Source organism: Pantoea sp., from assembly GCF_028283705.1.
Lineage (GTDB): Bacteria > Pseudomonadota > Gammaproteobacteria > Enterobacterales > Enterobacteriaceae > Pantoea.
In genome coordinates this window covers 593525-617176 of record NZ_JAPWKD010000011.1, presented here as the reverse complement: position 1 = coordinate 617176, position 23652 = coordinate 593525, and the positions used below count along the sequence as shown (strand labels likewise).

At 52.0% G+C, this 23652-nt stretch carries 20 protein-coding genes; 6 read left to right on the top strand and 14 right to left on the bottom strand.

Annotated features, from left to right (window positions below; translation table 11 throughout):
• Nucleotides 1–9: 9 nt before the first annotated feature.
• The gene (locus PW844_RS09790) at nucleotides 10–1185 is read right to left on the bottom strand and encodes an SfnB family sulfur acquisition oxidoreductase (protein WP_299450775.1); all 1176 of its coding nucleotides are present in this window, start codon (nucleotides 1183–1185) and stop codon (nucleotides 10–12) included.
• A 419-nt stretch (nucleotides 1186–1604) separates the two neighbouring features.
• Between PW844_RS09790 and PW844_RS09785 the strand changes: the two genes are divergently transcribed.
• Together PW844_RS09785 and PW844_RS09780 are read left to right on the top strand one after the other, a co-directional pair.
• Nucleotides 1605–2999 (top strand): amidase, encoded by a 1395-nt coding sequence (locus PW844_RS09785; protein ID WP_299450772.1) that lies wholly within the window; start codon nucleotides 1605–1607, stop codon nucleotides 2997–2999.
• A gap of 120 nt (nucleotides 3000–3119) precedes the next feature.
• A complete protein-coding gene (locus PW844_RS09780) occupies nucleotides 3120–4055 on the top strand; it encodes a helix-turn-helix domain-containing protein (RefSeq protein WP_084880733.1) in 936 nt (311 codons plus the stop codon).
• On the opposite strand, the gene PW844_RS09775 is transcribed toward PW844_RS09780, so the two are convergent.
• From PW844_RS09775 to PW844_RS09745, 7 genes are all read right to left on the bottom strand, one after another.
• Nucleotides 4056–4607: an ANTAR domain-containing response regulator gene (locus tag PW844_RS09775; RefSeq protein WP_299450768.1), complete on the bottom strand. Its 552-nt coding sequence runs from the start codon at nucleotides 4605–4607 to the stop codon at nucleotides 4056–4058.
• A 106-nt stretch (nucleotides 4608–4713) separates the two neighbouring features.
• The gene (locus PW844_RS09770) at nucleotides 4714–5418 is read right to left on the bottom strand and encodes an ABC transporter ATP-binding protein (RefSeq protein ID WP_299450766.1); all 705 of its coding nucleotides are present in this window, start codon (nucleotides 5416–5418) and stop codon (nucleotides 4714–4716) included.
• On the bottom strand, nucleotides 5411–6142 hold the full coding sequence (locus PW844_RS09765) for an ATP-binding cassette domain-containing protein (RefSeq protein WP_299450764.1): 732 nt from the start codon (nucleotides 6140–6142) through the stop codon (nucleotides 5411–5413). Before PW844_RS09765 ends, PW844_RS09770 begins: the two co-directional genes overlap by 8 nt.
• Nucleotides 6139–7170, bottom strand: a complete 1032-nt coding sequence (locus tag PW844_RS09760) for a branched-chain amino acid ABC transporter permease (RefSeq protein ID WP_299450763.1) — start codon at nucleotides 7168–7170, stop codon at nucleotides 6139–6141. The genes PW844_RS09765 and PW844_RS09760 overlap by 4 nt, the downstream gene beginning before the upstream one ends.
• Nucleotides 7170–8039, bottom strand: coding sequence for a branched-chain amino acid ABC transporter permease (locus PW844_RS09755; protein WP_299450762.1), 870 nt, complete (start codon nucleotides 8037–8039; stop codon nucleotides 7170–7172). Before PW844_RS09755 ends, PW844_RS09760 begins: the two co-directional genes overlap by 1 nt.
• A gap of 11 nt (nucleotides 8040–8050) precedes the next feature.
• Nucleotides 8051–9292 carry an ABC transporter substrate-binding protein gene (locus tag PW844_RS09750; RefSeq protein ID WP_299450761.1) on the bottom strand — a complete coding sequence of 414 codons (1242 nt, stop codon included), beginning with the start codon at nucleotides 9290–9292 and terminating at the stop codon, nucleotides 8051–8053.
• Nucleotides 9293–9621: 329 nt separating this feature from the next.
• Complete coding sequence (locus PW844_RS09745) at nucleotides 9622–13110, bottom strand: hypothetical protein (protein ID WP_299450759.1); 3489 nt, start codon at nucleotides 13108–13110, stop codon at nucleotides 9622–9624.
• Between the two features lie 312 nt (nucleotides 13111–13422).
• On the opposite strand from PW844_RS09745, the gene PW844_RS09740 reads away from it, so the two are divergent.
• The 3 genes from PW844_RS09740 (at nucleotide 13423) to PW844_RS09730 (ending at nucleotide 14966) form a co-directional block, all read left to right on the top strand.
• Nucleotides 13423–13725, top strand: a complete 303-nt coding sequence (locus PW844_RS09740) for a hypothetical protein (RefSeq protein WP_299450757.1) — start codon at nucleotides 13423–13425, stop codon at nucleotides 13723–13725.
• A 242-nt stretch (nucleotides 13726–13967) separates the two neighbouring features.
• Complete coding sequence (locus PW844_RS09735; RefSeq protein ID WP_299450755.1) at nucleotides 13968–14246, top strand: hypothetical protein; 279 nt, start codon at nucleotides 13968–13970, stop codon at nucleotides 14244–14246.
• 81 nt (nucleotides 14247–14327) lie between these two features.
• Nucleotides 14328–14966 carry a LysE family transporter gene (locus tag PW844_RS09730; protein ID WP_299450754.1) on the top strand — a complete coding sequence of 213 codons (639 nt, stop codon included), beginning with the start codon at nucleotides 14328–14330 and terminating at the stop codon, nucleotides 14964–14966.
• On the opposite strand, the gene PW844_RS09725 is transcribed toward PW844_RS09730, so the two are convergent.
• The 6 genes from PW844_RS09725 to PW844_RS09700 form a co-directional block, all read right to left on the bottom strand.
• A complete protein-coding gene (locus PW844_RS09725; RefSeq protein WP_299450753.1) occupies nucleotides 14942–15733 on the bottom strand; it encodes an AraC family transcriptional regulator in 792 nt (263 codons plus the stop codon). The genes PW844_RS09730 and PW844_RS09725 overlap by 25 nt on opposite strands.
• Before the next feature lie 83 nt (nucleotides 15734–15816).
• Entirely contained in the window at nucleotides 15817–17937 is a 2121-nt protein-coding gene (locus PW844_RS09720; RefSeq protein ID WP_299450751.1) for a hypothetical protein, read from the bottom strand.
• Nucleotides 17938–18110: 173 nt separating this feature from the next.
• On the bottom strand, nucleotides 18111–19265 hold the full coding sequence (gene argE, locus PW844_RS09715; protein ID WP_299450750.1) for an acetylornithine deacetylase: 1155 nt from the start codon (nucleotides 19263–19265) through the stop codon (nucleotides 18111–18113).
• Entirely contained in the window at nucleotides 19258–19932 is a 675-nt protein-coding gene (locus PW844_RS09710) for a DUF1028 domain-containing protein (RefSeq protein ID WP_299450748.1), read from the bottom strand. Before PW844_RS09710 ends, argE begins: the two co-directional genes overlap by 8 nt.
• Nucleotides 19929–20354: a RidA family protein gene (locus PW844_RS09705; RefSeq protein WP_299450746.1), complete on the bottom strand. Its 426-nt coding sequence runs from the start codon at nucleotides 20352–20354 to the stop codon at nucleotides 19929–19931. Before PW844_RS09705 ends, PW844_RS09710 begins: the two co-directional genes overlap by 4 nt.
• Before the next feature lie 9 nt (nucleotides 20355–20363).
• Nucleotides 20364–21638 carry an NAD(P)/FAD-dependent oxidoreductase gene (locus PW844_RS09700; RefSeq protein WP_299450744.1) on the bottom strand — a complete coding sequence of 425 codons (1275 nt, stop codon included), beginning with the start codon at nucleotides 21636–21638 and terminating at the stop codon, nucleotides 20364–20366.
• 608 nt (nucleotides 21639–22246) lie between these two features.
• On the opposite strand from PW844_RS09700, the gene PW844_RS09695 reads away from it, so the two are divergent.
• A complete protein-coding gene (locus PW844_RS09695; protein ID WP_031285270.1) occupies nucleotides 22247–23650 on the top strand; it encodes a cytosine permease in 1404 nt (467 codons plus the stop codon).
• The last annotated feature ends 2 nt before the right edge of the window (nucleotides 23651–23652 follow it).

Here is a 23652-nt window from a genome sequence, read left to right as displayed (position 1 = left end):
GATTGCTCCTTAAATCCAGGCATGGCGTGCCGGTAGCACTGCATTGAGGTAGTAGTTGCCGATGGCATGGGTTTTCCAGCGCACCGGGTCATGCAGGGTGTGGGTGCGCGCATTGCGCCAGTGGCGATCGAGGCCATGCCGCAGCAAAGTGGCGCGGCTGCCACCCCATTCGAGCAACTTTTCACTGGCGCGTAACGCAACCTCGGTGGTCAGTACTTTGGCTTCAGCGACCGCTATCGATGCCTGCGCACAGTTTTCCGCCGTCAGAGATTGTTGATCGATGCTATCCAGCACCTGCGCAGCGCGTGCCAGCAAGACATTTGCCGCCGTCAGCTCGGTACTGAGGCGACCAACATCGGCAATGATGTAGGGATCGTCTGCATTACGGGTGACACCAGCATCCACCCACGGGCGAGAACTGCTGCGTACAAACGACAGCGCATCATCCAGCGCGCCCTGCGCGATACCGGCATCAATAGCCGCCTGAATCAGTTGTGATACTGCGCCGCGCAGCGTGGGTTTTTCCGGTGCCGGCAACGGCATCACCAATTGGGGATCCACTGCCACCTGCTGCAATCGGACCGTCCCGCTGGCGGTGGTGCGTTGCCCCATCCCCGACCAGTCATCGACTATCTCAACACCTGCGGCGGGCTGCGGGATAAACGCCATCACCGGCTGTCGATCATGAATCGCGGTCGTTACCAGGATGTCAGCGAATAACGCCCCTGTGGAGTAGAATTTCTCGCCGGTAAGTTGCAACCCCTGTGACGTTGTAACTAGCCGTGCCTGCACATCACGGGTATGACGGGTATTTTTTTCTGGTCCGCCGTTGCCAAGCCGCTTGCCACTGACCACGGCACTCAGCAAACGTTGCTGCTGTTCTGGCGCTCCTTCACCAAGGATGAATTGAATCAGGCCGAAATGATTTTGTGGAATTTGTCCCAGCGACGGATCGCTGGCAGAAATCAGGCGGAATACTTCCGCCACGGTCCGGAATGATAAACCAGCCCCGCCGAACTGGCGCGGCACACTGATACTACCCAGCCCCAGCTGGGTAAATTGATTCAACAAAGCAGTGGGATAAATACGTTGCTGATCGCGCTCGATCGCACCCGCTTTTGCCTGTTCCGCCAGATGGCGTGCAGCGTCAAGCGCTTCAGCGTCATTACTTAATATTTTCGTCATGATTTATTTCACTTTTGGCGAATCTGGGGGAAACAACCGAATGGAAGCGATAATAGGCAGCGGGAATAAAACAAGTAAATAGCGCGGTTATGCTATATCCACACAAGGTTTTTCATTATTGAGATAACTTTTATTTCAGGCGCAGACACATGCATTTTAATAGTAAGAACGATAATATTTTTCTTAAAAAGAAATATCGCTAAGTAATGGCAAAATATATATATCAGCTTCGCACCAAATTGTAGCGGTGCGATTTATCGCGCGCCTTTAACCTCCGCACCACAGCAACAGCGCAATAAATTGCGCCGCTACACGCCCTGTCATTCCTGGCACAGCGGTTGTCCGGCTTAACAAAGCCGGGCTGGCACGTCTGCTTTACGTTGTTGTTCATCCACATTTTTCTGCGAGGAAAGCACACGATGAACAACCTGCACTACAAAAGTTTGCTGGAAATTGGCCGCCTGATTCAGTCGCGTGAAATCACCTCGGTTGAGGTCACTACCGCCCTGCTGGCGCGTATCGATACGCTGGACAAAACGCTGCACAGCTATTTTCACCTGATGCGTGAAAGCGCGTTAAAACAAGCCGCCGAAGCGGATAGCGAGATTGCCAGCGGCACGTTACGTGGCCCGCTACATGGAGTGCCCATCGCACTGAAAGATCTGATCTGGACCAAAGACGCGCCCACCAGCCACGGTATGATCATCCACAAAGATCACTATCCGGCGGAAGACTCAACAGTGGTGGAGCGTTTCCGCGCGGCCGGAGCGGTAATCATGGGCAAACTGACGCAAACCGAAAGCGCCTTTGCCGATCACCACCCGGAGATAACCCGCCCAACCAACCCGTGGGGTAGCGCGTTGTGGACTGGTGTTTCCTCCAGTGGCTCCGGCGTCGCTACCGCAGCGGGTCTGTGCTACGGCGCGATAGGTACCGATACCGGCGGTTCGATCCGCTTTCCGTCGAACGCCAACGGCCTGACCGGCATCAAACCCACCTGGAGCCGTGTCACCCGGCACGGTGCCTGTGAACTGGCAGCGTCCCTCGACCATATTGGCCCGATGGCACGCTCCGCCGCGGATGCCGCCGCCATGTTGCAGGCGATTGCCGGACGGGATGAGAAAGACCCCACCTCCAGCAGTGAACCGGTGCCGGACTACCTGGCACTGATGACCCGCGGCGTCAGCAAACTGCGTATCGGCCTCGATAAAGCCTGGTCGCTGGATCAGGTGGATGACGACACCCGCGCCGCGTTGCAGTCTGCCATTGCCACCCTGAGTGAACTCGGTGCCACCTTTGTCGATATCACCATGCCGGATACCGAGCAAGCGGCAGCAGAATGGAGCGCGCTGTGTGCAGTGGAAACCGCGCTGGCGCACGAGGACACCTATCCGGCACAGAAAGAGAAATATGGACCGGGTCTCGCCGGGTTGCTGGACCTGGGGCATCAGGTTACCGCACTGGAATATCAACGCTTGCTGCTCAGCCGGGCGGCACTGCGCGGGGATATCTCCGCCCTGTTCAGCAAGGTGGACCTGGTACTGGCTCCTGCCACTGCTTTCGCCGGATTAACCTGGGACACCATGACCCGTTTTGGCACCAATCAGGCACTGTTTAACGGCGTGCTGCGCTATACCAGTGCATTCGATGCCAGCGGCCACCCCACTATCACGCTGCCCTGCGGCATGACCGCGGCCGGTGCGCCTATCGGCTTTCAGCTGGTAGCCGCCCATTTTGCCGAAGCCACCATGATTCAGGGCGCGTGGGCTTATCAGCAGGTTACCGACTGGCATAAAAAACATCCGGCCCTGTAAACCTGCTCCGTTTCCCGCCGCGCTCCCCGACGCGGCGGCTTTTTTTGTCGCTTTCATGGCCCAAAAATTGCTTTATTTCTCCCACTGCCGCCCTTTTCGCCATGTTTAGGGGACGTTGTCATGAAAGAAAATTTCACCACCGATAACCTGGAAAACCGTCATCGCTTCGATGCCTGGCGTGATGCAGTATGCTCACGACTGATCAAAGCCGAGGCCAGACAAACCCATAGCGGGGAATTTTCCGGGAGTTTTGGCTATTCGATGCTGGGACATGTGGATATCGCCAACCATATTTCCCGTACCGCGCTGGTGTGGCAACGCACCCGGGAATGCATTCGCCGCCATCCCAATCACGATTTCTATCTTGGCTATATCTGCAGCGGTTCCGGCACGCTCAGTCAGAACGACAATCATTCACACGTCAGTGCCGGTGATGTGGTGATTTATGATGCTGCCACGCCGTTTGATTTCGCGATGGACAATGTCGCGATCAATATCGTCCATTTGCCACGTCCGATGATTGAAAAAGAGGCCCCGGCGATTGCCCGGCTGGCAGGAAAAGCGCTGGATCTCACCCGTCCGGGCATGCTGTCGCTCAGGCAAATGCTTACCGAAACCTTCTCCTTTAACGCCGAGCGCGAGAATGCCTTTCTCACAGAACAATTCGCCAACACGTTGCTGAATATGATTTCTGTCAGCCTCAATTTGCAGAAAAGCGATGATGCGCTGAGACCCGATCTTTTCTCGCGCATGGTGAGCTTTTTGCGGCTGAATCTGCACGAACATGATTTGTCCGTAGCGCAAATCGCCAATGCACATCATGTTTCACCACGCACCGTCAGCCGGGTATTTGCTGCCCATGGCACCACGCCGATGAATTTTGTCTGGCAGGAGCGCTTACAGGCCAGCCACAAAGCGCTGGCCGAAGGCAAAGCACGCAATATCACCCAGGTGGCGATGGATCACGGCTTTAGCGATATGTCGCACTTCAGCCTGGCGTTTCGTAAGGCCTTTGGTTACACCCCCAGCAGTTTGATCCGTCAGCCACAGAGCTGACTACTTTTGCAGGCTGTTGATCACCCGCTCGGCGGTATATTCCATGCTGCTGCGGGTGTTCATCGCTTCACTGCGCATAAAACGGTAAGCACCCGATTCATCCAGCCCGTATTCGCGCATCAGAATGCCTTTCGCCTGGGTCAGACGTTCACTTTTCCCTTTTACCTGCCGTCTGACAGCCTGTAACGTGCCGATCATCTGCACAATTAACGCAAACGGATTGAGGGTACGTTCGGCGATAGCACTGGGTTGCAGCTCGATTAACAAGGGAAATAACCGGGCATTATGGCAATCAGCAAGGGCGATCACCGGGATATTTGCCTGCCGCCAGGCACGCATCAGTGGCAGGATCGCCTGCTGAAAATGCGGCTCCACTGCAACAATCACCAGGTGCACATCATCAGGTGCGAGGGTCGGCAGCGGCCAGCTGTGCTGCGCCTGACAACCCAGTTGCGTCAGCGAAGCACAGAATGCACGGACGCTCTGGGCATCAGGATGGAAAAGATGCAGCCGCACGCCCGCAAGCGTCGCCATTAAAGATTGCTCAGTCATGCTTCACCCTCATGGAGTGGAAAGCATTACAGTAAGCAACCCGAACGGTAGCTGCTTTGTTGTGGCGGTCGGAGATTGTGTCAGATGGGACAGCCCGGTTCGCCCATCAGGCATGAAACCCTAAATACTGCTCCGCAATACTGGCGCTTGAGGTGGTTTGCGGATCGATGTGGTGAATAATCTCACCCTTCTCAATCACATGGATCTGATCCGACAACGCATAAAGAAACTCAATATCCTGTTCCACCAGGATGATCGAAATATCCATCTCATGCCGCAGTCGTTGCAGCGTCTCAATAATCTCCTCGCAGATATTCGGCTGGATCCCCTCGGTTGGCTCATCCAGCAATACCAGCTGTGGTTGCCCACACAAACAACGCGCCAGCGCCAGCAATTGCTGTTCACCGCCAGATAAAGCGCCTCCCGGCTGGGCCAACAGCCGTTTGAGGCGCGGAAAAATCTCCAGCATCTGCTCGATAATTTGTCCGGCGCGCGAGAAGTGCTTCACGCAACCCATGCGCAGGTTTTCTTCCACCGTCAGCAAGGGAAAGATTTGTCGCCCCTGCGGCACAAACCCAATCCCGGCCGCCGCCCGCTGATGCGCCTGATAAGCAGTGATATCGATACCATTCAACGCAATACGCCCCTGCCATGCAGGCAGCTCCCCCATAATGGCGCGCAGTAGCGTGGTTTTACCCATGCCGTTGCGCCCCAGCACGCCAGTAAAGGATTTGGCGCCAACAAACAGATCAGTCAAATGCAGCACCGGAATCTTGTTATAACCCGAGACCATCTCTTTAATTTCAAGCATGTTTAATCTCCACGTTGCCGAGATACGCCTCTTTGACCAGTGGGTTACTGGTTACCTCGCGGAAACTTCCTTCCGCCAGCACCGCCCCCTGATTAAACACCGTCACTTTCTGCGCGATCATGCTGATAAACTCCATATCGTGTTCCACCACCACCACGGTACTTTGTTGATTGATGGCTTTAATCAGTTCGGCAGTTTTACGCACCTCGTGGTGCGTCATCCCGGCGGCTGGTTCATCCAGCAGCACCAGCTGCGGGCGGGAGATCAGGATCATCCCCAGTTCGACCCATTGCCGCTGACCGTGCGCCAGCTCCGCTAAGGTGACGTCTGCCAGATGCGCCAGTCCGATATCCTGCAACACACGATCAATGGCGGCAGGCACCTCCGCTTTAACCATTTTATTGGCCGCCGCCTGCCACAGATTTTCGCGCACGCTCAACCCTTCAAACACGCTGGGGACCTGGGTCTTGATACCAATACCCAGACGCGCGATGGCCCACGGACGCAGACCGGAGATCACCTGGTCGCGATAGCGGCACTCCCCCCGGCTCGGTGTCACCTGCCCGCTCAGCATCTTGAAGAAGGTGCTTTTACCTGCACCATTCGGCCCAATCAGGCAACGTAATTCGCCCTCGTGCAGGGTGAAATCCACTTCTTTCACCGCGTGGACCCCGCCAAAACTGACGCCGATCTTGCGGGTTTGTAACAATACCGGCGCGTTCATTGTTTCACCTCGCTGACCTGCGGTGAGTTTGCCTGCTCTGTGGCTTGTCGCTTACGCCGCCCCAGCCGTTGTATCGTTGGCAACATGCCTCCGGGGATCAGCAGCACAAATACCGCCAGAATCACCCCCAGCACCAGATTGACGTCTACCGTCTGCTGCGCACCCAGCCGGGTGACCATCCACTGCAACAGAATGCAGCTGATCACCGGACCGATCAGCGTGCCGCGTCCGCCAACAATCACCCAAATAATGATCTGCGCTGACTGGCTGATACTGAACACGCCAGGGCTGACAAATGCGCCCCAGTTAACGTACAGACAGCCCGCCAGCCCGGCGATGGCAGCACCGATGGCAAAGGTCGCCAGCTTGTGGGCTGGCACGTTATATCCAAGCAGACCGGCACGCTGTTCGTTCTCCCGGATCGCCACCACCGTTTTGCCAAAGCGACTCAGCAGGATGAATTTCAGCAGCACATAGCACAGCGCCAGGCAGCCCGCCGTCACCATAAAGATCGCTTCCGGTGACAAAATCGCATCAGGCTGGAATGGCAGGTTAAGGGTGGGCACCGACGGGATACCATTGAAGCCGCCAAGCAGCGCCTGACCAATATGGTATTCACTGCCCGCCGTGGAGTTTACCCAGTTAAACAACACCAGGCTGACAGCCAGGGTGATCGCGCCAAGATACACATCGCTCACACCGCCATAAAAAATCACATACCCGAGCAGCAGCGAAAACAGCGTCGGCAGCAGCACCGCCATCACCACCGCCCAGGTGGAGTCGCCCCAGTTGATGGCGCATATCGCGTAGGTATAAGCACCAAGACCGAAAAACGCCGCCTGACCAAAACACAGAATGCCGCCATAACCCCAGATAAACGCCAGGCTGAGCGCCAGCAGCCCCATCACCAGAAATACTGTCACCGACAGCAGCGTATACAGCTCCAGTGCGCCCGACAGCCAGAACGCCGCCAGCATCACCACCAGCGCGACCACGATAATCTGCACCCGTTCAGCAATCAGTTTCATTACAGCGACCTCCTGAAGAAGCGTCCGGTGATGCCCTGCGGCAGTAGACGCAGCAGCACAATCGCGCTAAGCAACAACGCCACTGCGCCAAATACTGGCGTCCAGGCGTAGGTTGCCAGCTGGGAGATGGTGCCAAACAGGGTGGATGAGGAGAGCGTCCCGGCAATAATGGCGCTGCCGCCGCCAATCACCGTGATAAACGCCTTCGCGATAAAACTGATGCCGATGGTGGGAATCACCCCGGTGATCGGGGCCAGCAGCGCACCGCCCAGCCCGGAGAGCGCCGCGCCGAGGCCGAAGGTCAGGCTGTAGATTTTGCCGGGATTGGTACCCAGCGCCGCCGCCATGCGCGCGTTCTGCATGGTGGCGCGCGCGCAGAGGCCGAGGGTGGTAAAGCGCAGCAACAGCCACAACCCACCGACCAGACACAAGGCAAACACAATGGTAAACAGCGAATAGCCACTGGTGCTGTAACTGCCCACGCTGACGCTGGGTAGCGGCGAACTGATACCCAGCGTGGTATTACCAAATACCATGGTCGCGGCACCGATCAGTGCCAGACTCAATCCCCAGGTTGCCAGCATGGTGTCAATCATCCGGCCATAAAGGTGACGGATAATCACTCGCTCAATCACGATACCAAACAGCCCCACCACCAGCGGGGCAACCACCAGCATGGCTACCCATATGGGCAGGCCGAGGCGGTTGGTGGCGAGAATCGCACTATAGCCACCGAGCATCATAAATTCGCCATGCGCCATATTGACGATTTTCATCATGCCAAACACCACCGCCAGACCGAGGCTCATGATAATCAGCACCGCGATAGCATTGAGCACCTCAATGCCGTAGATAATTAACAGATCCATAGTGGCTCCTGTTACAGCTCGATTTGATACTGTTTGGTATCGCGCGGGTTTTTCTTCAAATCGCACACCATTGCGGTATCGCTCGGAGGCTGATCGGTGAAGGTTTCGAGGATTTTCATCTGATGGTTCTCGACCTCAGCAATGTGCACATCCAGCGAACAGTGATGCGTGGCCGGATCGACCGTGACTTTGCCGCTTGGCGAGGTCACGCTAATGCCAGACTCCAGCGCTTCAATCACCTTCATCCGGTCAATATCACCCGCTTTGCGCACCCCTTCCGCCCAAATCAACATGCCCTGATAAGCCCCCATCGCCAGATCGCTGATATTTGGCGTGCTGGCACCGTATTTGGCATGGAATTTTTGCACAAAGGCCTGGTTTTCCGGGGTGGCGATTTCCTGCATATAGTTGGCCGCCACCAGGATGCCGTTGCTCTCTTCCGGTGACAGGATGATGTGTTCATTGCCGCCACCAAACACCGTCGATGCAATCGGGATCTTGCCGCTCATACCCGCCGCATGCCATTGGCGATAGAAAGAGATATGCGCGCCGCCCACCAATGCCGACCACACCATATCCGGTTTCGCACTCTGGATTTTTGAGATGGCGGCACCGAAGTCGGTGACATCGAGCGGGAAGAATTCCACCGTCATCACTTCGCCGCCGTTATCGTGCACCGACTTTTTCACCCATGCGGAGACGATCTGGCCATAGTTATAATCAGCCGCCAGCACATAGACTTTTTTGCCCCATTTCTTCATCGCGTAGGGCACCAGTTTTTCCACAGTTTGCGCCGGGGTAGAACCCGTTGAGAAATAGTTGCGGTCACACACGCCGCCTTCATATTGCGTCGGATAGACGTAGAGTGTGCGGAAGCGGTCCAGTACCGGACGAATAACTTCGCGCGAGGCCGAGGTAATTCCGCCGTGTACCACGGAGACCTTATCTTTTAACGCCGCCTGCTGCGCGTATTGTGCATACAGCTGCATATTGGATTGGGCATCATAATTAATCATCTGCAACGGGCGCCCCAACAAGCCCCCGGCCGCGTTGATTTCATCGGCCGCCAGATTGATGGCGTTGGACATTGGTTTACCGTAGATATCCAGACCACCAGAAAGATCAAGAATGGTCGCCACTTTGATGGCGTCTTTATTATCCGCCGCAAAACTGATTTTCGGTGCAACACCCGCAGCCATACCTAATGCCGATAATGCAGATCCCTGAAGAAAAGAACGACGACTAATAGCCATAGCACCCTCTGAATGAAGTGATGAGTCAGTAAGAACAATAAAATGGGTTTCCGGGAGAACCGGACAGGGTGAAACCAGCAGCTGGCAGACAACGCTGTCTGCATGAAAAAAGATGTGATTGCCACAACGCTGGGGCAATAGTTTCAGAAAGCAATAACCGGGCCAGCCTTAATACCCTGATGCCTGCTCAGAATATTCGCGGGTTATGCGGGCCAGTCTGAATGAACATTCAGGTGCTATTGCACTCTTTCGCAGCGCCTGGCACCACGGCGGTGCAGAGGGATTGGTTTAGAGCGGCGCGATAATTCGTGCCGCTACAAATGTGCAGGTCAAAACAATTTCATCATTTCCCAGATTTTATTATCGATATAACCCGGCTTATTCATGGTGACTCGCATTTCTGAGCTTAATAATGCTGTGCAATCCGCATAACCGGTAAGTATCCCCACTTGCGGGCATAATGTATCCTGCCAGTGTTTTAGCGTGTCGATTTCCTGCACGGTATTTTCATAGACAATTTTCTTTTGTTGTTCGTCATAGTGGGCTTTGCTGTATTGATGGTAAGACTTGCCAAAAGAATCAGCCAGCTCCAGCCAGAAGCGTTCAACATCTGTCAGAAAATGCCAGGCTAATTTACGCCACGCTGGCGGGGAGTTATCATGCGTCCCGCTAAATTCTGACGAGGATAACCGTGCAAAGAGTTCTGCCAGGCTCAGAGCCGCCACCGCACGCTGCTGATTAGGACTTAATAGTAAAAATTGACTGTATGCCCGCTTAGCTTCTTCCTGGCTCCCCCATCCATTGAGATCCATCATGCGTGAACGCAGAAGACTCAGCAGTTCATCTGATAAATTCTGACGTTGTTGATTGGGCGAACTCCCCTCAGAAAAATAAGGAGCCAGTACTTTCGTCAACAGCAGATGATCATCCATGCTGGTCAGATCGATTTGCCAGACACCGTTTTTAGCCACACAACGCTGGAAATTTCTGCTGATGAGTTCAAGCCGTGCAGCTTCACGCCCGGAGACAGGCGCAGTGAATTGAAACGGATCAAAAACAGGCCGGACGGCTGGTTGTTGTTGAATAAACAGCCAGGGGTACAGGGAAAAGATTTCATTAATCCGCGCTGCATTTTTCCCAATAAAACTCACTGATAGTGTCTTATCCTGTTGTTCAATATCGAATGGTTCAGGATTAATAACGATATCGGTTCGCTTTTCCAGCACCGCATCCTGATGCTCATTGGTGAGATAGAACCCTTTTGTCTTATCAGGTAAGACATAAATTGGCAGCTGCTGGCCATCATCGCTGTCAACAACCATGAGTTTGATCAACTCACGTTGTACGGCAGCGATTTCCGGGATGGTCAGAAAAGCAGTTTTAACTGCGGGTGGCAATTGATTGTACCTTTGGTGGATCCAAAGCTGATATTTCAATAAAGCATTATTTCCCAGGACGGGTAAGTAACGGGTAAGAATATGATGCTGTTCCTCAATACTGATACGCTGATCGAGTAGCTGAGTGCCCAAGGCACTATAAAGTTTATCCATTGCCCATTCACAACAGTGCTGGATATCGATGGAAGAGGCATAGCCTTGTTGCGAGAAATGATTTAGCAAAGCATAAAGAGCCGGGTGACTGAGGCGTTCTCCCCCGCCAGCGATAATATGGCTAGCCATCTGTTCCGCAAAATCCTGTTTAACCCGCTGGTCGGCAATGCTTTCGAGAAATAGCAGAAATTCAGGTTTTCCTCCTTCACCTGTGCCGGGTTCCAGTTGAGAACGTATTTGATGATTATTAAACATCTCGGCTGCCAGCGTGATCTGCCGTTTGTCATAATTACCAAACAAGGTGTCATTAAACCTGGTATTTTTAACAATTAAGTTTTTGACTCTTAACCCGGAGAAATTACATCCCCGGCGAAACGTCAGCCCGGTCCACGTCAGATTTTCCGCCTCCACATTTGAAAAATTGCTCTGGAGAATCTCGCAGCACGGATAATAATGATGTTGCTGGTGGTGAATGTTAACAGGAAGCGATGACATCACCACATTTTTCAGCTGTGATTGATTGAAGTTAATTTCGGCATTGTCTGCTTTGTTACATTGATTTAAATAAATATGAACATTTTCCCATTTATTACCGATGACGGTCGTGTGTCCCAGAGACTGCACTAACCAACGAATCGGGGCGGTATCCGTGCCGGTTAAGTCCAGTCGTTCCATATTAAAATCTTTAAGCCAGACACTGGCCGGTTTTTTATGCAGTGACTCCGGGGTTTGTTTGATTTGACTCCCCTTTAGCGTAGATATGGGTTTTTCGTTACCAATGACATTATCAAGATAACAGTCAGTGAAGCTGCAATTTTCCAGATGGGTAGTATTCACATCGGAAAGCAAAAATAGCAGCGCACAGGAGTCAAACGATTTTGCCTGCAACATCTCCTGTACACGCTGCTGTAGCGTTAATTCTCCCTCAGGTTTCCGAATACCTGAAATCTCTTGCGAAAAGGTAAAATAACGCTGCATACCCACCAGTGACATATCTGTGGTGACTATAAAGTCAACCAGCGCATCGATCAGGAACTGGCTCGCTTCATCCCCGCTGGCGGCAAGATGATAATAAAGCGCAGAAATGTAATTGACTTGTTTTTGAATCATTAGCGTTAATTTTCCCGGGGGAATTATTTCATCACGCTTATTAGTGGGTGCGGTGTTGAGAAATTCGTCTATCAGACTGGTTAATGTGTAACGAGGTTGCAGTTGATTACGAGTCTGTTCAGCATCGGGACGATATTTTGCCTGAGCTTCTAACAAATCAGCAATTAGAGAGTGAAAAGCTGTCCTCTCATGTTGTTGGTTATTAATATTGATGTGGAATAATTCCTGAAGAATGACGCCGAGATTATAGCTATCGGCCTTGCTATTATAGGTTCTGCTACTCTTGACCTCCGGTGATAAATAACAGGAAAAATTTATGCCACTCGATTTTGTCATGGATTTAATCCTGGCCTGTTGCAGAAAACGGTAGAAAAACGCCGAGGGTTCAAACTCCACTTCAAGGCTACCATCGGCAGCTTCCGGTTTTTCGGACAAGAAAATAACTGTCGGATTGAGATAGGCATGCGCTTTAATACCCACAGAATGACCAAAGGTCATGATCTTTTTATGGAAATCACTACACCCTTCCAGCATCGCACGCGCACCTTGTAATCGCGTCATATAGTCACTGACAATATCTTCAATCGAACAACAATTATCTCGTTGATGATTAAGCCGCTCCAGCCATTCCGCGCACGAAATTAGCCCCTGCCGGTTAAACGAAACGGTGATAAAGTTTTCTTCGCCCTGGCCGCTATCACTGGGCAACGTCACCATGCCAATCCTCGAACGCTCGCTATTAACACAGTTAGCAATGGCAGGGAATCGATCTTCATGTCCACTGGCGATAATGGCGCTGGCAGGATAGGTAGAAACTTCAAACTTTTGCCCGGTAGCCATAATTTTTACGTCATAACATTGCAGCTTTCCGTGCCCAATGCTCGCGCTACGGGCCAGATTTTCCTCCACCAACAGATCGTGAGCGTCCAGATAATAGCCCGTCTGCTGCCCAAGCAAACAGGCGAAAGCCGCTTGCCGCTGCCAGCTGATAGCCGTCTGAAAGGTCGTGGTGGCAGCAACAGAGGTTGTGGCATGGGAAGCTGATTGCGGGATCTCGGCCACATTACCGATATGATCTATCCTGGCAATCGGTGCCACCTGATTAGGGGTTATTATTGTGTCATTAGCAGCCTGCGGTACTGACGAAGTTACGCGCATATCATGGATCTCTTTAAATATATTTGGATAACGTCGGGCGCTGAAGGATTGAATGAATATACTATTTCAAAGACGTGTGGCAAAAGCAGAATAATCCCTCTGCAATTTCTGATTTCATATCTTGCTCATAAAATCGCTATGTTTTATTTTTCCGTATTTTTGCAATCTCCTTTTCCTGATGATTACCGAAATTAAAAAATCCACCAGCATCATAAAAACCTCATCCTTATTTAAGGAGAAATAATATGTCAGACATTCCCATTAACCCAGTGAGCTCAGCCGCCCACGTTAAGTCACAAGAAGGTGAATTACGTGCACAACAGCAGCCCATCGTTATCAGAAACAGTGGTGAGATTGTTAGCAATACCAAATGATGAATTTAACCGCCTGATTACTGCACAGGAAATCCCGCCAAATTTTCAACTGTTAGAGTATGACCCGGAGAAATACACCATGAGGCCCGTACCTGGCACTGCTGAAAATCTTATTAATTTGCTGCGCACTTTCCCCGCCCTGCATTCACTCTGGTCCACCAGTGACAGGAATTTATCAGAGGTGATCACCAGGTTATTCTCCCACCGCGAAGGTCTTAATACCGTGAGCAACAGCGGGTAACGGAAATTGAAAACCATATTATTGCACGGCTTACCCGGCAAACCCGTGAGAGAAAAGATCTGACGTCGTTTGATGATTTAAATACGTCAGGAAAAATGCTCTCACCGTTCAATGCGGACATCGGGACAGAAGAAAAACGTGAGGCACTGATCAACCTCACACGTGAAAAGCTGGGATTGACTCGTACTGGACTTTCCACGCAACAGGAATAAACCATCGCCGCCGTGATCCTGGCAAGAATAATGATCCAGCTATCATCCGCAGCAGATTGCGGCAATGAAGAACAAAACCCCTATCCACTGCGCGATACCGGTATCGGGCTGATTGACGATGCTATTGTCTTGTGGCCGGATATTGCCCCAAAAAACCGCAACAATTCGAAGGAGTTGCTTTCATCACAGCAGGACATCCCCGCAAACCGCCTCGCCCTGCTTGCCTCCCGTATGGCGGCCTATCATCCACCTGGGCTGGAAGGATGGCGAGTTGCGAGGCTGATTCAGCAGAATTATCCGCTGCTGTAATGCGCAATTCTTTCCAATATCCCTATACGACAACATGGTTAAATACCTCCACTTTCACCAGCGCGGGATGCGTATTTAATTATGTTGCAGTTTTCCAATGGTTTTCTGTTGAGTTTGTCGTTGTGCCTCGATATCGGTCTGGCGAATATCGCCATGATCACTCTGGCAATGCAGCGCGGTTATTTCCACGGTTTCTGGCTGGGGATTGGTACCTGCATCGGCGATTTAATTTATGCGCTGCTGGCACTGGCGGGCATGGCGGTGGTGTTGCAGTTTGCGGCGGTACGCTGGGTGCTGTGGGTGGGTGGCGGGCTGTTGTTAGTCTGGTTTGCGATCAAAATGCTGCTGGCGGCATACCGTTCGGTCACGGCGATCAATATGTCTGAACAACAGCCAAAACGTTCATTGATGCGGGAATTCAGCCGTGGCGTGATGCTGGCGCTATCGTCCCCCACCGCCATTCTGTGGTTTGCCAGCGTCGGGGGCGCACTAATTTCACGTATGGGGCATGGTAATACGGGTGCTACCTCATGGTTTCTCAGCGGCTTCTTTATCGCCGGGGTATTCTGGACCTGCGTATTGTGCCTGGTGGGCAGCATGGGAGGAAAACTGCTGGGGCAGCGTCTGCTGAAATATTCCTACCTCGCTTCAGCGCTGATTTTCTGTTACTTCGCTGTCTATGTGATCAGCTCCGGCTATCGGGAATTTATCCTCAGCTGATGGGCATAAAGGTGCGGCGTGGTGCCCATCACCTTGCGGAACGCATTGATAAAATGGCTCTGGTCATAAAAACCGAGTTGCAGCGCCGCCTCCTGGGGGTGCACGCCACGCCGCAACAAATCACGTGCATGATGTAAACGCAGTTGCATATGGTATTGCAGCGGTGGCATACCGGTAAGCTGGGTGAAACGCCTCACCAGATGGTATTTGCTGAAACCCACCTGTTGCGCCAGCGTATCCAGTTGCGGTTTTACACTCAGATCGGCGCGCAGCAAATCTTTCACCTGGGCGATAAGCTGTTCATCGCCCTGCTGGCAGCTGGCCTGATCATCCAGCAGCTCGCCGCATAACCACATCAGCAGCTGTTCATCATCCTGCTGTGCCACATCCGCAAAGCGACAAATCGCGGCAAACACCCGCGCATCGTAGTACGCCCCTTCACGCAGCACTGGTGCCTCACTGGTGCTATGCAGGCCATGCTGCGCCACCACTTCTCGCAGCACCGACTGCGGTAAATGCACACTAATAAAACTTACCGGTTCCAGACTGAACGCTGACGCCTGAATCGATGCCGGATTGTAAACCGTCACCTGCCCGGCTACCGCTTCATGTTCTTTACCATCCAGCCAGATGGCTTCCCGGCCACTCAGGTTGGCACAAATCACATATTCATCATGTAAATGTCGTGGAAAACCACTGTCACTGGCGGTGACGCGGGAACATTCAATACCATTACGGTTTACCCATTCAGAAGCATTCAGCGACACAAATCCGGACCCATTGCGCGAAAAGAGCTTTATAACAGCATCGTCACAACGGGAATGCAATGTTGCATCCCCGCTAATGTAGCTTATTGCGGTAAAGGATAGACCGCATCAAACGCGGCTTTGATCGCTGCGCCGTCAGGGCCGTGGAACTGATACTGATTTATTTCGGATAATAAACCGGCTACCTGCTCGGGATGTTGCAGGCCAGGACCTGAAAGCGAGTTATACCAGCCGATTCGCGCACGGTCATTGAACATACCCGGGCAGGCTTTGCAGGCATTCCAAAAAATATGCGAGGCGGGTTCATGGAAAGCCGTGACGCTACTACTTTCGGTGCCGTAATATCGCTTTGTAGATAATTCAAGCAGCACCTTCACCATGACCAGCGCCGCGATAGCGTGTTGTTGATCACGAGGACGGGCCTGAAAGCTGGGATGATTTTCCAGTTGCTGTTGGGCTTGTTTTACCAGTGCGGTGCAACTTTGCTGTGAATTATGCCCACAATAAGAGGAAAAAACTTTTTTCAACATTTTCGCCGTATTACTGAAGGTCAGATTCAATTTTTTTCCATACGGCTGCGCCAGAAGTGCCTTCGTATGATGGTTAATAGCCCCTGCTTCCATTCTCTCCTCAACAGACAAGTCACTATATGAATATGAAGTAAACAGGCCGTTTATCACCATTTGCAATGACATGGTGGCGCGCTCCCATAAACGATTAACCAGCGGCAAGGCCGAGCGAAGGCGACTTATTTCGCCTTGCTCAGCCGCCACAAATTTAATGTTCTTGCCTGATACATCACATTTTATCTGCTCTGGATTGCGTGGCGGAGTATTTGACGTGACCAGACCTTCGAAATCCATTTTTGACAGGCAAATAATCTCCCATGTTTCCGGATTAAAAAAAAGATGGGGAATATTGGATCCATTTATCTTTCTCAGCCAGCTGAGATCTGCCAGATCTCTGTGCTCAGAAAACCTGCTCCAGATTTGCGGATATTCTCTTGCCACCTGATTGACCACCACCTGGACTTGCAAAAGTTTTTCCACAGGCAGTTTGCTGAGCAACCCCCGGGCCTCTGCCAGCTCCTTCTCACCGGGGTTCAGCGGGGCACGTCGATAGTGTTGAAACAGCAGTTTATCCCTGAATTCCTGAATATCTTTGTTACCCGCGTAAAGAGGATCGCGCAGTTCTGCAATTAATGCGCGCAGTAGCGGTTCATTACGATAACACTCCACCAACGCAGGTGAGTGCATGATGATTTCCGTCATCTGCCTCATCAAATCCACCACGATATCTCCGTTGTTCTTTTTCATGGTGTTGAGCATATTGAGAACAATTGCGCCATTTTCAGGGGATAATGATTTATTCAATCCCTCTGCATTATCAAACATCTTCCGGTTCCAGCTAATAGCACCGTCACTATAGTGGTCACACTCCAGACCCGACCAATCACAGGGGCCCGTCACTAATAATTCTTTGATGGTATTACCGGTGATATTCACCTTTTCCAGAAAATCAACGTAACTCAGCGTCAGATCCGTTATCCCAGAACCGGTCAAATTCACACGACTAAATTCACAAATACTGTGGAAACATCCTTTAAAAGAGACATTATTGAATTTAGCTTTACTGAGATCGACCTGAGAAAAAACAGGAGCATCACCGCTGGTGAATTTAACATCATTAATCTCAGCATCTTGCAGATTGACAGAGGAAAACCCAATTGAATCAAAACAGGATTGGCTGCCTTCCAAACCACCATCAATTTTTATGCCCGCCAGATTAGCATGCGAAAAACTCACATCGCCCCACTTCATCAGGTCTTCTGTCGCCTTAAACCAGCAATTACTCATTTCCACTCCAGCGGGAAAATGGTTATGCATAATTTTAAGATCGGTAAATTTATGCCCACTCATTCTGAAGGGAGGATTACCATATATCTTATAAGAGGTGGCTTTGCCGTCTGAAAGTTCAACACTGACAAAATTTCGTGGCTGCTTATCCGTGCTCATGAGTTTATCGACATAATGAGCAAAGTCTCCGGCTTTAGTCATCAAATAATCACCCAGGGTTTTAACGGTATTTGACTGCATGGAGGCCTGGGAATTCTGAGCAGCAATTTTTCGTATGGCGGGGGTTGGTTTATTTTCTGCTGAACTGCGGGTGACATTTGACACCAGAGATGTCGGTAATTTTGGCATGCTTTTTTCCTTAAAGGCATTGATACGCGTGGAGCCGCGCATCATCTGAATTTTTCGGAAGGACTGCCAGTGAGTTCAGCTGAGTTAAGAGGAAAGTCATAACATCATCAGGATCAATTGATGATGGTTGTTGATTCGCGCCCTGATGTAGCGGCGCGATTTATCGCGCGTTTTTAAGAAAAACAGCGCATCCACTGGCACAGATTATCAAGCATCGCCATACAACGTTCGACTTGCTCTATGGCGATAAACTCATCCGGTTTATGCCCCTGCTCCATGCTGCCCGGCCCGCAGATCAGGGTAGCAATCCCCGCTTCATCAAATAATCCCCCTTCGGTGCCAAACGCCACCGTTGAAAAATCATCGCTACCGCTCCACTGCACCAGCCATTGCGCAAATTGCGACTGGGGATCGGTGAGCAGGCCAGGGTAATGGCTCAGCGGCTGAAAATGGATCGCGCTTTCGCCCGCTACCGCCTGCATCTGTGGCAATAGTTGCTGCCGGGCAAACTGCTCAACCCGGGTCATCATCCCCTGGACATTTGCCTCTGGCAGATAGCGGATTTCGAAATCAAACTGGCAATCCTGCGGCACGATATTTAGCGCACTGCCACCCTGAATCACACCGGTCTGGAGCGTGCTGTACGGTGGTTCAAAACGCGTATCCTCGACCAGTTTCAGTTGCTGCGCCGCTTCGCCGAGGTGGTTGATAAGCTTTGCTGCATATTCGATAGCATTGACGCCAGATGGCGCATAGGCCGAATGGCAGGCGCGGCCATGCACCTGACAGCGTATCGCCACTTTACCCTTGTGCCCATAAACCGGACGCATTTCCGTAGGTTCGCCGATAACACACATGGCGGGTTTTTCCGCTGAAGCGCGCAGATAGTCAACCATGCTTCGCACGCCGAGGCAGCCCACTTCCTCATCATAGGAAAAAGCCAGATGCAACGGCAGGCGCAACGGCTGGGCCAGAAAATTATCCAGCGATGCCAGCACGCAGGCGAGGAAACCTTTCATGTCAGCACTGCCACGACCATAGTAGCGCCCTTCCTGTTGTGTCAGGGCAAACGGCGGCAGCGTCCATTGCTGACCATCAACCGGGACCACATCGGTATGGCCGGATAACATCACTCCACCGTCACCGCGCGGTCCCAGCCGGGCATACAGATTGGCTTTGCGCCCGCTGGCATCCATGATGCGCTGCGATGCGATCCCGCGCTGCACCAGAAAATCCTCAATCCAGGTAATCAAGGCCAGATTGGATTCGCGGCTGGTGGTATCAAACGCCAGCAGCGCCGCAAGGATATCGCGCACCGCGCTACTCATCGCCGGGGACGCCATAGCTCGGGGCATCGCGTGGATCGAGCGCACGGGTGACGTAAGCCTGCATCTGCGGTTCATACGCCAGCCACAGCTTATGCAGCTCGGCCAATGGGTTTTCTTCTGCCCAGTCAACGCGCAGATCCACCAGCGGCCAGGTGTAATCATCCACCACCTTCACAGCAGCAGAATGCACCGGCCCCGCCTCACCACCGGCGTCGATCCCTGCCTGCAACGCCGTGAGCAGGCGACCAGTAAGCTCACCGGTGGCAGCTTCAAAAGCCGCCACCATCTCGGCGATCACCGCTTGTTCCGCCAGCATATTACCTGCGGCCACGCACTCTTTGCCCTGCACCACATGATAGATACCCAGCGTCTTGTCACCGCTAAAGGCGGCGCTGCGACCGCTGGCGTCAATTACCGTCACCTGGCGATATTCGCTAAAGCGATCTTCTGCCAGTGCGCTTTTTAGCGCCTGTTCCGGCGTTAAGCCCTCTTCCAGACGCGCCAGAATCTGCTGCCCCAGCGCCGGTAATGTGATGTTCTGGCTGGATACCGCACCCACTCCGGCCACCAGCCACGGGCAACGCGCCCCTACGGCAATGCTCGACGAACTAATGGCGATACCAAGCTGGCCGGACTCCGCACAGCGTGCCGCAATCGAAAGCGTCATTTCGCCTCCCAGTCATCCGGGATCACCGCAATCACATCAATTTCCATCAGCCACTGCGGCTGCGCCAGTGCCGAAACCACCAGGCCAGTTGAAATCGGAAACACCCCTTTCAGCCATTTCCCCACCTCCTGGTAAACCGGCTCGCGATAACGCGGATCGATGATATAGGTGGTGGTTTTAACAACATGGCTCAGATCGCTACCGGCTTCTTCCAGCAGTTGTTTGAGGTTTTTCATCGCCTGTTCGGTTTGGGCGCGTGGATCGCCCAGTCCCACTAAATTACCGTCAAAATCAGTACCGACCTGACCACGCACGTAGACGGTATTACCGGCGCGCACTGCCTGGCAGAGATCGTTGTCCAGTGTCTGATTCGGATAGGTTTCTTTGGTGTTGAACATACGAATACGTTGATGAGTAGGCATAACAGTTCCTTAAAGCGAGTCAGAGGGAGCGCGGTACTGCTGGTACTGGTACTGGCGCTGGATAGCGATCTGGTCAGCAATGAATTTGGCATCATGCCAGACGCCCCAGATAAAGGTGGAACCACGACGTGACAGCCAGGGTAAGCCGAGGAAATAAACGCCCGGCTCGCTGGACACGCCACGATGATGCTGCGGTCTGCCCTGTTCATTGAAGGCATTGACCTTTAACCAGCTGTAATCGGCCACGTAACCTGTCGCCCAGATAATGCTGGTGATCCCGGCCTCTGCCAGATTCAATGAAAGCTGCGGATGGGTGACACAAGCGGGGTCTGGCAGGAATTCACGTGCCTGTGGCTCCGGCGGTAAATCAAGGCCGTTACGATCGATATACGCATCAGCGGCATCCAGTAACGCGAGGTAATTCGCATCGCCACGCGCAATATTCTCCGCCAGATCATCCTGAAAACGAACGGTGTTCTCGGTGAAACTTTCCGTCAGGCCAACGAGGTTTACGCCCTGCGCCGCCAGACGACGGAAATCAACAGTATGACCACCGCGTGCACCGCTCACGGCGATGGTGACATGCTCTTTGCCCGGTTGACTGGCCGCGGCATCCCACAATCCGAGCACACCAAGCCACCAGCAGAAGTCCCGGCCACGGTAAGAACGCGGCGGGCGATCGTGCGGTCCCACCGACAACCACACTGGCTTACCGGATCGTTGCAATTCATCGGCAATCTGCACGCCGGAAGAACCAGCACCAATCACCAGTACGCCACCCTGTGGCAGCTGCTGCGGATTTTTATAGTCAGCCGAGTGCAGCTGTTGTATCTGGCTATGTTGAGGGGCAATTGCCGGGATAACCGGGCGCTGGAAGGGTCCAGTGGCGGCCACGATACGCTGCACATTGATTACGCCTGCGGAGGTGGTGACAGTAAAACCACTGCGCCCCTGATTGCGTTCAGCGCTTAACACTTCGACGCCGGTATGAATCGGTGACTGGTTCATGGCGGCATAACTGACAAAATAATCGGCAACCTGTTCTTTTGCCACAAAGCTATCTGGTGAGCAGCCAGGAAATTCCATGCCCGGAAAACGGTCATGCCAGGCCGGGCCATTGGCAACCAACGAATCCCAGCGACGACTACGCCAGGATTCGGCAATACGGTTTTTCTCCACTACCAGATGCGGAATACCCAGACGCATCAGGTGTTCGCTCATGGCAACCCCCGCCTGACCCGCGCCAATAATCAGCGTATCTGTTTCAGTATTTAATGATGTCATTTCAACGTCCTTCATCCCGCATCACGCAGGGGATTAACCACTTAAGAAGGACCCAAGACTATTGGAGCGCATGCAGACGGTAAAATATTATAAAGTGAGCGTCTGGATAGAAAATATTTAACCTGTTGGCAACCTTCATCGCCGAAATAAAATACAAAGCCCTGTTAAAGCCGCATCCGCACTGCACAGGCAAGATAAAAAGGTGCTGAGATAAATCAAATCCACGCGATTCACAGGCAACATTTTTACTTATTAATTTTACAAAATTGACGATATTTTATATTGCCAATGATGCTTCATTGACGTGCGGGCGCGCACCAAAATAAGGCACTCAGCCAGAGACTTGTATTTTAGATGTTAATAATCATAAGGTTAATTAGATTCAAAAAGGTCTAACCTGTCATTCTTTAACGTCTCAATTTGGGGCAGTCAATCCATAAGCGAGATTGCATCTTTTTTTTATATTAGTTGGCTATATTTTTCTTCATTTCTCTCAATAGCCAACTGTTGCAACATCCCATCAACGTTATTTTCACCCCTCCCAATTTTTTGGGTGGTTATAACCGCAGCCATGCGGCAAGCCTGCAAATGACTTTGTTGAGATAACTATGATGACAAACAACCCAAAAGATAATGCTGTTGCAACCACAATAGAGTTGAGCACCATCCAGCCTATTCCCGCGCATGAACGTCATGGCAAGCCACGGGATCTTTTTACCATCTGGTTTGGTTCAAACATCATGTTGCTTACCGTGATTACCGGCGCGCTGGCGGTGAGTATTTTCCACTTATCTTTTATGTGGGCCACCATCGCGGTATTGATTGGTAACCTTGCTGGTGGGCTGTTTATGGCATTGCATTCCGCGCAGGGACCACAATTAGGTGTGCCGCAGATGGTTCAAACCCGCGGCCAGTTTGGTTCTTATGGTTCCGTGCTGGTGGTGGCGTTAGTCGTCATCATGTATATCGGCTTTCTGGCATCGAACCTGGTGCTGGGCGGTCAGTCACTGCACGCCATCTACGCACCGGTTTCTACGGATACCGGCATCCTGGTTTCTGCGGTTCTCAGCCTGGTGGCCTGTGCCTTCGGCTATAACCTGATTCATGCCTACACCAAGGTGATGTCGTGGGTATCCGGTATTATTTTGCTCGCGGCCTTTGCGTGGATTGTTTTCGTGCATGGTCTGCCGACTGATTTTCTCGCGCGTAATGGTTTTAATCTCAGCGGATTCCTCGGTGCCATTTCTATCGCCGCGTTATGGCAGCTGGCCTACGCGCCTTATGTATCCGATTATTCCCGCTACATGCCAAAAGATATCAGCGAAAAAAGTGTCTTCTGGTGTAGTTATCTGGGATGCGTACTGGGTTCATTGTTCCCGATGATTCTTGGCATTCTGGTTTCTATTTGCATCGTGGATGGTGATTTAATCACCGGTATTGTTAATATGACTGGCGGATTATCCTCCACCGTCATTATCGTGTTTGCCTTAGGCATTGCCGCGACCAATGCAATGAACCTCTATTGCGGTGTGCTCTGCACCCTGACCCTCGGCCAGACATTCCTGCCTAAGTGGTCGCCGCTTTCTGGCGCCCGTATTGTTGTTTCTATTGTCACCATTCTTATCGAAGTCTTGATTGCGATTTATGGTCAGGAAAACTTCCTGGTGAATTACACCAACTTTATTCTGATGCTGCTGTATGTGCTGGTGCCGTGGACGGCAATTAACCTGGTTGATTACTATCTGGTGGCCCACGGTAATTATGATGTCGCTTCATTCTTCCGTCGTGACGGTGGGATATATGGTTACTTCAATTCAAAAGCCATTTTCTGTTATCTGCTGGGTATCGTGGTCGAGATTCCTTTTATGTCAACGGCTATCTATACCGGTCCGGCGGCAAATATGTTAGGTGGTGCCGATATCTCCTGGATTATTGGTTTAGCCATCGTCTCGCCTGTTTATTATTTCCTCTGCCGTACTCAGGCAGTGGCGCAAACCTCTGTTGCTAAATAATT

Excerpts from the sequence above, each read along its gene's own strand:
- PW844_RS09750 (WP_299450761.1), bottom strand. The coding sequence starts at position 9,292 with ATGGCTATTAGTCGTCGTTCTTTTCTTCAGGGATCTGCATTATCGGCA.
- PW844_RS09775 (WP_299450768.1), bottom strand. The coding sequence starts at position 4,607 with ATGACTGAGCAATCTTTAATGGCGACGCTTGCGGGCGTGCGGCTGCAT.
- argE (WP_299450750.1), bottom strand. The coding sequence starts at position 19,265 with ATGAGTAGCGCGGTGCGCGATATCCTTGCGGCGCTGCTGGCGTTTGAT.
- PW844_RS09745 (WP_299450759.1), bottom strand. The coding sequence starts at position 13,110 with ATGCGCGTAACTTCGTCAGTACCGCAGGCTGCTAATGACACAATAATA.
- PW844_RS09790 (WP_299450775.1), bottom strand. The coding sequence starts at position 1,185 with ATGACGAAAATATTAAGTAATGACGCTGAAGCGCTTGACGCTGCACGC.
- PW844_RS09770 (WP_299450766.1), bottom strand. The coding sequence starts at position 5,418 with ATGCTTGAAATTAAAGAGATGGTCTCGGGTTATAACAAGATTCCGGTG.
- PW844_RS09780 (WP_084880733.1), top strand. The coding sequence starts at position 3,120 with ATGAAAGAAAATTTCACCACCGATAACCTGGAAAACCGTCATCGCTTC.
- PW844_RS09705 (WP_299450746.1), bottom strand. The coding sequence starts at position 20,354 with ATGCCTACTCATCAACGTATTCGTATGTTCAACACCAAAGAAACCTAT.
- PW844_RS09755 (WP_299450762.1), bottom strand. The coding sequence starts at position 8,039 with ATGGATCTGTTAATTATCTACGGCATTGAGGTGCTCAATGCTATCGCG.
- PW844_RS09700 (WP_299450744.1), bottom strand. The coding sequence starts at position 21,638 with ATGACATCATTAAATACTGAAACAGATACGCTGATTATTGGCGCGGGT.
- PW844_RS09730 (WP_299450754.1), top strand. The coding sequence starts at position 14,328 with ATGTTGCAGTTTTCCAATGGTTTTCTGTTGAGTTTGTCGTTGTGCCTC.
- PW844_RS09720 (WP_299450751.1), bottom strand. The coding sequence starts at position 17,937 with ATGCCAAAATTACCGACATCTCTGGTGTCAAATGTCACCCGCAGTTCA.
- PW844_RS09760 (WP_299450763.1), bottom strand. The coding sequence starts at position 7,170 with ATGAAACTGATTGCTGAACGGGTGCAGATTATCGTGGTCGCGCTGGTG.
- PW844_RS09765 (WP_299450764.1), bottom strand. The coding sequence starts at position 6,142 with ATGAACGCGCCGGTATTGTTACAAACCCGCAAGATCGGCGTCAGTTTT.
- PW844_RS09710 (WP_299450748.1), bottom strand. The coding sequence starts at position 19,932 with ATGACGCTTTCGATTGCGGCACGCTGTGCGGAGTCCGGCCAGCTTGGT.
- PW844_RS09695 (WP_031285270.1), top strand. The coding sequence starts at position 22,247 with ATGATGACAAACAACCCAAAAGATAATGCTGTTGCAACCACAATAGAG.
- PW844_RS09785 (WP_299450772.1), top strand. The coding sequence starts at position 1,605 with ATGAACAACCTGCACTACAAAAGTTTGCTGGAAATTGGCCGCCTGATT.
- PW844_RS09735 (WP_299450755.1), top strand. The coding sequence starts at position 13,968 with ATGATCCAGCTATCATCCGCAGCAGATTGCGGCAATGAAGAACAAAAC.